Genomic DNA, 9,125 nt, shown 5'->3' with positions numbered 1-9,125 from the left:
GCGGTGCACGCCGCCCAGGCCGCCGGTCGCGAAGATCCGCACACCGGCGCGGGCGGCCAGGAACGACGTGGCCGACACGGTGGCCGGCCGCCAGGGCGGCCGACGCCTGCTCCTCCTCGGTCGCCGCGTGCTCCGCCGCCCGGCGGGCCAGCTCCAGCGCCCTGTCGGTGTCCTGGTAGCAGAGCAGCAGGCAGGACGTGATCGCGGCGCGGACCCCGGCGGAGCCGTCCGGGAGCGGACGGTCGAGCAGCGCGTTCACCCAGGTGAACAGCTCGCCGCGGGCCCCGAGGATCTCCCATCCGGTGCCGATGCCGGTGAGCAGGCCCCAGGCCGCGGCGGTGTCGCCGGAGTCGAGGGCGCGTCCCATGGCCGTCCGCAGGTCGGTCCAGCGGTCGGCGAACCAGCGCAGGGCCGCCGGCTGGTTCTGGCCGCGCAACGCGGGGGCGAGCGACACGGCGTGCGTCAGATGGTGGCGGGCGTGTCGGTCGTGGATCTCCTCGTACTCGGGCCGTTCGGCCAGCCTGTTGCCGGCGAACTGGCGGACGCTGTCGAGCAGGCGGTACCGCGTCTCCCCGCCCTGGCGCCGGGCGGAGATCAACGAACGGTCCAGCAGGCGGGGGAAGAGCCGGGTGAGACCGGCGCCGGTGAGCGGCGGCGCGGCCAGCACCAGCGTCGCGGTGTCGTAGTCGAACTCGCCCGGGAACACCGAGCAGCGGTCCAGCAGGAGACGCTCGTCGCCGTCCAGCAGGTCGTAGCTCCACCGCAGGGCCTCCTCCAGGGTGCGGTGGCGGTTGGGCCGCGGCGCGTCGGTCAGCAGCGCGAACCGGTCGTCGAGCAGGCGCAGCAGCTCGCCGGGCGAGGCGAACCGGGTGCGCGCGGCGGCCAGTTCGATGGCCAGCGGCAAGCCGTCGAGGCGGCGGCAGATCGTCGCGACCACCGCCGCTTCGGCCGGCGTGACGGCGAGGCCGGGCACGACGGCGGCCGCGCGGTCGGTGAACAGCCGGACGGCGGCGCAGTCCAGGATCTCGCCGGGCTCGGCGCCCTCGCCGGGCACCGGCAGCGGCGGCACCTGGTAGACGACCTCGCCGCTCACCCGCAGCGGCCCGTGGCTGGTCGCCAGCACGCGCAGCCCGCCGGCCGCCGCCAGCAGCCCGGCCAGCAGGGCGGCGACGGCGTCGGCGACGTGCTCGCAGTTGTCGACCAGCAGCCAGCACGGGCGCGCCCGGACCGCGGCGACGATCTGCGGGCCGAGGTCCCTGCCGTCGCCGCCCGCCCCGAGCGCGTCGGCGAACGCCCGCTCGACCGGCCTGCCGGGCGCGGCCGAGGCCAGATCGACCAGGACCGCGGGAGCCGATCCGGCCGCCTCGTGGGCCAGGCGCAGGGCGAGGCGCGTCTTGCCGATGCCCGCGGGCCCCGTCAGGGTCACCATGCGGCCGCCGGCGACCAGCCCGGCCAGGTCGCGAAGCTCGCGCTCCCTGCCGACGAACGACGACAACGGCCTGGGCAGGGCGTGCGCCCGGCGCCGGAGCCGCGCCGCGCCCTCGACCAGGTCCCGCCTGGCCGGGTGGCCGAGCTTGCGCAGCAGGGACGACACATGGCTCTCCACGGTCCGCTCGGACAGCCTGAGCCGGTCGGCGATCTCCCGGTTCGCCAGCCGGTCACCGACCAGCCAGAAGACCTCCGCCTCCCGCCTGGTGACCCCGGCGGCCCGTAACGCCTCCGGCAGCGCGGCGTCCTTCATGACGCGAATCATCCCCCAGAAAAGCTCCGTACTGAGCACGGATGTGCCGGCTTCGAGCATGAGGTGTGATGGCGGAAGCCTCCTGAAAGGACCCGCGCATGGCAAGCTCCGTCACCGAAATGATCGCGCACGCTCGCGCACGGATACGCAACCTGTCGGTCGCAGAGGTGGCCGAGGCCCTGGAGTCGGGCACGGTGACCCTGATCGACCTGCGCGAACCGGGCGAGGTGGCCCGCGACGGCAGGGTTCCCGGCGCGGTCCTCGCGCCGCGCGGCATGCTGGAGTTCTGGGCCGATCCGGCCAGTCCCCACCATCGGCCCGAGTTCGATCCCGCCGCCACGACCATCCTGTACTGCGCGTCGGGCGGCCGTTCCGCGCTCGCCGCCCTGGCGCTGCGGGAACTCGGCTACGCCGACGTCGCCCACCTCGACGGAGGGCTCAACGCCTGGAAGGAGCACGGCCGCCCCGTGACCCTCCAGGCGGCGGAGGAACGCCGGTGAACGGGGACGCGCTCGGAGCGGCGTTCGCGCGGGCGCTGGCCGCCAAGGACCGCGACACGCTGCACGCCCTGCTCGGCGACCCGGTCGACTTCAAGGCGCTCACCCCCGGAGCCCACTGGGACGCCGACGACCCCGGCGAGGTCGTGGACCGGATCATCCTCGGCCAGTGGTTCGAACCCGGCGACGACATCGAACGTCTCCTGCACGTCGCCACCGGCCGCGTGGGCGACCGGGACCATCTCGCCTACCGCCTCCAGGTGCGTACCGGCTCCGCCCGTTACCTGGTCGAACAGCAGGTCTACTACAGCGTCGCCGGCGAGCGCATCGCCTGGCTGCGTATCCTGTGCTCCGGCTTCCGGCCCGTCCCGGACGGGGAGCCGTCGGAGGACTGATGTTGTTCATGGTGATCGAACGCTTCCGCGGCCAGGACGCCAAGGCCGTCTACCGGCGGTTCCGGGAGAAGGGCCGGATGACCGGCGAAGGTCTGGTGTTCGTCTCCAGCTGGGTGACGGCCGACCTGAGCCGCTGCTTCCAGCTCATGGAATGTGACGACATCGCACTCCTGCAACGCTGGGTCGCCGAGTGGTCGGACCTCGTCGAGTTCGAGATCGTGCCGGTGGCGCCCGGAGCCGCGACCGCCGCCGCCCTTGACAGCTGATCCGGACGTCGCCGGTCAGAGCATCGGACGTGGGTACCCGGCCGGGGGAGTGCCCAGCAGCCACGGCTGGTGCACGTGGGCGGCGGGCACGCCGGCGAGCTCGGGCACGTGGCGGCGCACGTAGTCGCCCGCCGGGTCGTACCGCTGGGCCTGGCGCAGCGGGTTGAAGGCGCGGTTGGGACGTGTGTCGTTGCCGGTGCCGGCGATCCACTGCCAGTTGCCCGAGTTGTTGGCCACGTCGCCGTCGAGGAGGCGCTCGAAGAAGTGCCGGGCGCCGGCCCGCCAGTCGATCCCGAGGACCTTGACCAGGTAGGAGGCGACGATGAGGCGGGCCCGGTTGTGCATCCAGCCCTCGGCCAGGAGCTGGCGCATGCCGGCGTCCACGATGGGCAGCCCGGTCATGCCCTCCCGCCAGGCCTGCAGCGCGTCCTCGTCGTCGCGCCAGCGGTGGCCGCGGGGGCGGTAGTCGTCCCGGTTGATCCGCGGGAAGGCGTGGGCGACCTGGTGGTGGAAGTCGCGCCAGCACAGCTGGCGGACGAACGGCTCGCTGCCCGCGGCCAGGCGGGCCAGTTCCAGCGGCGACAGGCAGCCGAACCGCAGGTACGGGCTCAGCCGGGAGGTGCGGTCGCCGGCCAGGTCGTCGTGGCCGTCGGCGTACCCCGGCAGGGCGCGGCGGATCCACCGGCGGGCGCGGTCGCGGGCGGCGGTCTCGCCGCCGGGCACGGGTTCCGGCCGGGCCGGGCCCGGCAGCCGCCCGGCGTCGAGGTCGCGGGGCGTGGGCACGTGGTCGGGGGCCGCGAGCAGGGGACGGCGCCGGTGTCGGCTCCAGGCACGCCAGTACGGCGTGAAGACCCGGTAGTGATCGCCGCCCCCGGACGGGGTGAGCGTGCCGGGCGGCACCACCGTGACCCCCGGGAAGAGCTCGTACGCGATGCGTTCGCGAGCCAGCCGGTCCTGCCTGCGCCTGGCCAGCAGGCTGACGTCGGCACTGGCGAAGACCGCCTCGGCTCCGGTTTCCTGGACGAGCCTCATGGTCTCGGTCACGACGTCGCCGTGCCGGACGACCAGGTCCCCGCCGCGCGCCCGCAAGGACGCCCGCAGGTCGGCCAGGCACTCCAGCAGGAAACCGCGGCGGCGGCCGGCGGGAACGGTCTCGTCCAGCACGAACAGGGGGAGCACGGCGCGGGCGCGCTCGCAGGCGGCCGTCAGGGCCGGGTGGTCGTGCACCCGCAGGTCCCTGTTGAGCAGGACGATCACCGTGTCCATCGACGGTCCTTCACGGCCCCCCGCGGCCTGCCGCGACCGTGCACCTCAGCCATGCCTCACAGATGCCCCGCCGGCCGCGCCCGCACGCGCGCGGCGGCAGTGCTGTGGACGTGACGATGACCGGCCCGCTCCGGCATGAGGCCCGAGGGACGGGGAAGGTGCGTGGTCATGGCATTGTGCCTGGTGACCGGGGCGACGGGGTACATCGGTGGGCGGCTGGCGCCTGAGCTGCTGGCCGCCGGTCACGACGTGCGGTGCATGGTGCGCTCGGCCGGGCGCCTGCGCGATCTGCCGTGGGCCGAACGGGTCGAGGCCGTCGAGGCCGACGCCACCGACGCCGAGCGCACGCGCCGGGCGCTGGACGGCGTGGACGTCGCGTACTACCTGATCCACGCGATGGGGACGAGCGGCCGGTTCGCCGAGCGGGACCGGCTGGCGGCGCGCACGTTCGCGGCCGCGGCGGCCGAGGCGGGCGTGCGCCGGATCGTCTATCTGGGCGGGTTGACGGCGGACGAGCGGCTCTCGCCGCACCTGTCGTCGCGGGCCGAGGTGGGGGAGATCTTCCTGCGCGGCGCGGTCCCGGCGGTGGTGCTGCGGGCCGCGGTGATCATCGGGTCGGGGTCGGCCTCGTTCGAGATGCTGCGTTACCTGACCGAGCGGTTGCCGGTGATGACGACGCCGCGCTGGGTGCGCAGCCGGACGCAGCCGATCGCGGTGCGGGACGTGCTGCGCTACCTGGTGGCGTGGGCGGATGCGCCGGGAACGGTCAACCGTGGGTTCGACATCGGCGGCCCTGATGTCCTCACATATGCCGACATGATGCACGGCTACGCCGCGGTGGCCGGGCTGCCGCCGAGGTTGATCATCCCGGTGCCGCTGCTCACCCCCCGGCTGTCGAGCCTGTGGGTGGGGCTGGTCACGCCCGTCCCCGCGAGCATCGCGCGCCCGCTGGTGGAGTCGCTGCGCAACGAGGCCGTGTGCGGCGAGCACGACATCGCCCGCCACGTACCCGATCCCGAGGGCGGGCTGGTCGGCTTCCGGCGGGCGGTGTCGCTGGCGCTGATGAAGATCAAGGAGGCCGACGTCGCCACGCGCTGGTCCTCGGCGTCCACGCCGGGCGCGCCGAGCGATCCGCTGCCCACCGATCCCGACTGGGCGGGCGGCAGTCTGTTCGTGGACGACCGCAGCCTGGCCGTGCAGGCCAGTCCGGAGGCGTTGTGGCAGGTGATCGAGGGCATCGGCGGCCGTAACGGCTGGTACTCGTTGCCTATGGCGTGGCAGTTGCGGGGCCTGGCGGACCGGCTGGTGGGCGGGGTGGGGCTGCGGCGCGGCCGGCGCGATCCGGCCCGGCTGCGGGTGGGCGACTCGATCGACTTCTGGCGGGTGGAGGAGGTGCTGCCCGGACGGCTGCTGCGGCTGCGCGCCGAGATGCGGCTGCCCGGACTGGCCTGGCTGGAGCTCGGCGTCACCCGCTCCGGCGGCCGGACGATCTACACGCAACGTGCCATCTTTCATCCGCACGGCCTGCTCGGCCATCTGTACTGGTGGGCGATCTCGCCCTTCCACGGCCTGATCTTCGGCCGGATGCCGGTCAACGTGGCCGCCGCGGCCCGCCGCAGGGATCGGTCCGCGGCTACGAGCTGACCAGCGCCAGATCGAGCACGTCGATGCCGACCGGGGTGCGCTCGGTCGCGATCCGGCTCAGCGACCACGGGCCGGGGAAGCGGTGCAGCAGTGCGTGCACCGCGATCGCGACCTCGTGCCGGGCCAGGTGCGCGCCGAGGCAGAAGTGCACACCGTGGCCGAAGGAGAGGTGCTCGTCGGACGTCCGGTCGAGCCGGAACTCCTGCGGCTCGGCGAACACCCGGGGATCCCGGTTGGCCGAGAGCACCATGGCGACCACCCGCCGGCCGGCCTCGACGGGGTGCCCGGCGATGTCGGCCGGGCCGGTGGTGAAGCGGTCGGTGCCGCCGAACGGGGGCAGGAACCGCAGCACCTCCTCGACGGCGGCGGGCACCAGCCAAGGGGCGGCACGCAGCCGGGCCGGCGCCTCCGGGTGGGCCGTCAGGCACAACACGGTGTTGACCAGCAGGGTCCTGGTCGTCTCGTGGCCGTTGACGAGCAGCAGCGTGCAGAAGTCGTGCAGTTCCTCGTCGGAGAGCCGGCTGCCGTCGGGTTCGGCGGCCAGCAGGGTGCCGATCACGTCGCCCCGAGGGCGGGCGCGGTGCTCGGCGAACACCTGGCCGAAGTACGCGGCCAGTTCGGCGTGCGCGGCGCGGAACGCGGCCCGGCGCGCCGGGTCCTCGCTGAACGCGCCGGCGAAGGAGGTGATCGCCTCGGTCCAGCGCACGAAGTCCGGTTGCCGGTCCGGTTCCACGCCGAGCAGCGCGGCGATGGTGCGCACGGGCAACGGGTGACCGAGCCGGCCGATCACGTCCAGCTCGCCGTCCACGCCGGCCAGTTGCGTCCGTACGGTGTCGGTGATCGAGGGCAGCAACGACTGGATCGCGCGGGGCGTGAAGGCCCGGCTGACCAGCCGGCGCAGCAGGTGGTGCCGGGGCGGGTCGATCGCCGACAGGCTGCCGAGCAGCGGGTTGTCCCGGTGCGGCGGGGGTTGCGCGCTGTGGCGCAGTTCGTCGGACGAGAACGTCCGGTGGTCGGTGAGCACCTGCTTCACCTCGGGGTAGCCGTGCACCAGCCAGCTCTGCAACGGTTCGGCGAAATGCACCCCGTCCCCGGCCAGACCGTCCTGTGCGGTCCGCCGGTACCAGTCGAGGATCTCCTTGACGGCGTCATCGGTCATGCGTCGAGTGTGTTGGCCCCCGGCCGGCCGAGGCTTGGAGAAAACGGCCACCGGGCAGCAGCGTGGTCGGCGGTGCGCCCACCGCGTGCCGGAACTCGGCCAGTAGGTGCGACTGGTCGTAGCAGCCGCTGCGCACGGCGATGGCCGCCCAGTCGGGGCGCTCGCCCCTGGCCAGCGCGGCGCGCGCGGCGGCGAGCGCGTGGTGCAGCCGCACCACCCGCGCGTAGGACTTGGGCCGCAGCCCGACCGCCGCCCCGAACCGCCGCCGCAGTTGCCGCTCGGACAGCCCGGCCCGGGCGGCATGCTGCTCCACGGGCGCCCCTGGCGCCGCGTGCATCGCCGTCAGCACGACGCGCACCCGCTCGTCGACCCGGCATCGGCCGGCGCGCGCCCGTACCAGGGCCAGCGCCCCGGCCAGCCGTTCGCCCACCGCCCCGTCCGGCCGCCCGACGTCGATGGGTGTCCCCGGCAAGCGCCCGACGTCGATGGGTGTCCCGGCCAGTGGCACCTCGTCGGCCGCCACCCCGAACAGCCCGGTCACCGTTCCCGGTCGCAGCCGCACGCCGACCAGGGGCCCGCCCCCGGGCAGCCGTCCCTGCCGGACGCGCGTCTCCGGACCGGCCAGCCGGCACTCTCCGTCGGGCATGACGAGCAGGTCGACGGCGGGGTACGGCAACCCTCGCGGCACGGTGTCGCCGGCCAGCACCCAGCTCCCGGCCACGAGGTGGGCCAGGTCGGCGGGCACGGGCAACGCGGTCACCCGTGCAGTCAACCCGGCGACCGCCCCGCCCGCCACCGATTAACCGGGCCGCGGATTGACCGGACCGCGGACGTCCGACGGGCGCCACAGCCGCGGGCCCCGGCGAGGCACGCCGGATCCGCACCCGATCAGTCGGACGAGCCCTGCGGGCCGGCGTCCAGCTTGACCTCGTTCAGCCGGCCCGTGGTGACGTCGTAGACGAACCCGCGGACGGAGTCCTTGTGCGGGATGAACGGGTCGGCCTGGATGCGCCTGGCCGACTGGCGCACGTCCGCCTCCAGGTCCTGGAACGCCTCGGCGGACCAGTCGGGCTTGACGCCGACCTCCTGGTAGATGTCGTGCTTGAAGCCGTCGTCGGTGAAGGTGAGCATGCCGCAGTCGGTGTGGTGGATGAGGATGATCTCGCGGGTGCCCAGAAGGCGCTGGCTGATGGCCAGGCTGCGGCGTTCGCCGGCGGTGACGACGCCGCCGGCGTTGCGGATCACGTGCGCGTCGCCCTCGCGCAGGCCGAGCAGGCCGTAGACGTTGAGCCGGGCGTCCATGCAGGCAAGCACGGCCACACCCCGGGCGGGCGGCAGCGGCAGGTCGCCGGAGTCGAAGGCGGCGGCGTAGCGTTCGGAGTTGGCGATCAGCTGGTCGGTGACGCTCATGGGGGACGTCCTCCTGTCACGTGCCGCGGCCCGCGGTCATAGTCCACATTCCCTACTGACTGTACATGTTATTGCCTCGCTGTGTAGCCCCCCTGCGTCGACGGCGAACACGGCGGTCGGCGACGGCGGAGGCGGACAGGAGGGTCGCGGTGGAGAGGGTGCCCCAGAGGGCGGCCGGTCCGTGGGCGGCGAGGGCGGTGATGACCGCCGGGGAGACGGCGAGGCCGAAGCCCGTGGAGAGCTGGAAGCGGGCGAGGGCGCGTCCCAGAAGAGGGGCCGGCGCGAGGGCGGTGACGAGCGCCGTCGCGCTGCCGGCGTAGACGATCTCGCCGATGGTGCAGACCACGGACACCATGGCGACGGCCGGGACACCCCAGCCGGGCCCCAGGGAGGTGGCCGCGAGGAAGCCGAGGTAGGACGCGGCGAGCAGCACGCCGGCGAACGCCAGCACGGTCCGCCGGGAGAAGCGGGACAGCAGGACGGTCACCGGCACCTGCAAGGTGACCACCAGCACCGTGTTGGCCACGAAGACGGCCGCCGGCCACACCGGGGATGCGTGCATCTGCGTCACCAGGACCAGGGGCACCGCGATCTCGGGGACGTTGAGGCAGAAGACGTAGACCACGTTGGCGGCCAGCAGCGCGCGCATCCGGGGCGCGGGCCCGCCGGTCACGTCCGTGGCCTCGCCCGCCGACTGAGGCCCGACCTCGTCGTCATGGACGTGCGCATGCCGGTGCTCGGCGGCAT

Annotated in this window: 10 protein-coding genes and 1 pseudogene; 4 read left to right on the top strand and 7 right to left on the bottom strand. The window is 74.1% G+C overall.

The genetic code is table 11. From position 1 onward, the window contains the following. Both ACWEJ6_RS53735 and ACWEJ6_RS53730 read right to left on the bottom strand, forming a co-directional pair. Positions 1-78, bottom strand: a 78-nt coding sequence (locus tag ACWEJ6_RS53735) for a pseudouridine-5'-phosphate glycosidase (protein ID WP_452433458.1), incomplete at its 3' end; no start/stop codon positions are given. A 1,135-nt stretch (positions 79-1,213) separates the two neighbouring features. Further along, positions 1,214-1,741, bottom strand: a pseudogene (locus tag ACWEJ6_RS53730) (LuxR C-terminal-related transcriptional regulator); the annotation flags it as partial. 98 nt (positions 1,742-1,839) lie between these two features. Here ACWEJ6_RS53730 and ACWEJ6_RS53725 point away from each other — a divergent pair. Genes ACWEJ6_RS53725 through ACWEJ6_RS53715 form a run of 3 tightly spaced genes read left to right on the top strand, consistent with a single transcriptional unit; the run spans position 1,840 to position 2,899 of the window. Beyond that, a complete protein-coding gene (locus tag ACWEJ6_RS53725; protein ID WP_387676096.1) occupies positions 1,840-2,241 on the top strand; it encodes a rhodanese-like domain-containing protein in 402 nt (133 codons plus the stop codon). Then, positions 2,238-2,633: a hypothetical protein gene (locus ACWEJ6_RS53720; RefSeq protein ID WP_452433456.1), complete on the top strand. Its 396-nt coding sequence runs from the start codon at positions 2,238-2,240 to the stop codon at positions 2,631-2,633. The genes ACWEJ6_RS53725 and ACWEJ6_RS53720 overlap by 4 nt, the downstream gene beginning before the upstream one ends. Then, entirely contained in the window at positions 2,633-2,899 is a 267-nt protein-coding gene (locus ACWEJ6_RS53715) for a DUF3303 domain-containing protein (protein WP_452433454.1), read from the top strand. The genes ACWEJ6_RS53720 and ACWEJ6_RS53715 overlap by 1 nt, the downstream gene beginning before the upstream one ends. Before the next feature lie 15 nt (positions 2,900-2,914). On the opposite strand, the gene ACWEJ6_RS53710 is transcribed toward ACWEJ6_RS53715, so the two are convergent. Continuing rightward, entirely contained in the window at positions 2,915-4,165 is a 1,251-nt protein-coding gene (locus ACWEJ6_RS53710; RefSeq protein ID WP_452433453.1) for a cryptochrome/photolyase family protein, read from the bottom strand. A gap of 168 nt (positions 4,166-4,333) precedes the next feature. On the opposite strand from ACWEJ6_RS53710, the gene ACWEJ6_RS53705 reads away from it, so the two are divergent. Then, entirely contained in the window at positions 4,334-5,809 is a 1,476-nt protein-coding gene (locus ACWEJ6_RS53705; RefSeq protein ID WP_452433452.1) for an SDR family oxidoreductase, read from the top strand. Here ACWEJ6_RS53705 and ACWEJ6_RS53700 read toward each other — a convergent pair. From ACWEJ6_RS53700 to ACWEJ6_RS53685, 4 genes are all read right to left on the bottom strand, one after another. After that, on the bottom strand, positions 5,799-6,968 hold the full coding sequence (locus tag ACWEJ6_RS53700; protein ID WP_452433450.1) for a cytochrome P450: 1,170 nt from the start codon (positions 6,966-6,968) through the stop codon (positions 5,799-5,801). The genes ACWEJ6_RS53705 and ACWEJ6_RS53700 overlap by 11 nt on opposite strands. Then, positions 6,958-7,728, bottom strand: a complete 771-nt coding sequence (locus ACWEJ6_RS53695; RefSeq protein ID WP_452433449.1) for a helix-turn-helix domain-containing protein — start codon at positions 7,726-7,728, stop codon at positions 6,958-6,960. The genes ACWEJ6_RS53700 and ACWEJ6_RS53695 overlap by 11 nt, the downstream gene beginning before the upstream one ends. A gap of 128 nt (positions 7,729-7,856) precedes the next feature. After that, on the bottom strand, positions 7,857-8,378 hold the full coding sequence (locus ACWEJ6_RS53690) for a beta-class carbonic anhydrase (protein WP_452433447.1): 522 nt from the start codon (positions 8,376-8,378) through the stop codon (positions 7,857-7,859). Between the two features lie 52 nt (positions 8,379-8,430). Next, positions 8,431-9,125, bottom strand: a 695-nt coding sequence (locus ACWEJ6_RS53685) for an MFS transporter (protein WP_452433445.1), incomplete at its 5' end; no start/stop codon positions are given.

The sequence above is a fragment of the Nonomuraea sp. NPDC004702 genome, from assembly GCF_053601695.1.
Note: the sequence above shows the minus strand (reverse complement) of the source record. Positions and strands in the feature narration are given on the sequence as shown.

Bases quoted from the DNA above. Each gene is read 5' to 3' on its own strand.
- ACWEJ6_RS53725 (WP_387676096.1), top strand. From the start codon at position 1,840: ATGGCAAGCTCCGTCACCGAAATGATCGCGCACGCTCGCGCACGGATA.
- ACWEJ6_RS53715 (WP_452433454.1), top strand. From the start codon at position 2,633: ATGTTGTTCATGGTGATCGAACGCTTCCGCGGCCAGGACGCCAAGGCC.
- ACWEJ6_RS53690 (WP_452433447.1), bottom strand. From the start codon at position 8,378: ATGAGCGTCACCGACCAGCTGATCGCCAACTCCGAACGCTACGCCGCC.
- ACWEJ6_RS53705 (WP_452433452.1), top strand. From the start codon at position 4,334: ATGGCATTGTGCCTGGTGACCGGGGCGACGGGGTACATCGGTGGGCGG.
- ACWEJ6_RS53710 (WP_452433453.1), bottom strand. From the start codon at position 4,165: ATGGACACGGTGATCGTCCTGCTCAACAGGGACCTGCGGGTGCACGAC.
- ACWEJ6_RS53700 (WP_452433450.1), bottom strand. From the start codon at position 6,968: ATGACCGATGACGCCGTCAAGGAGATCCTCGACTGGTACCGGCGGACC.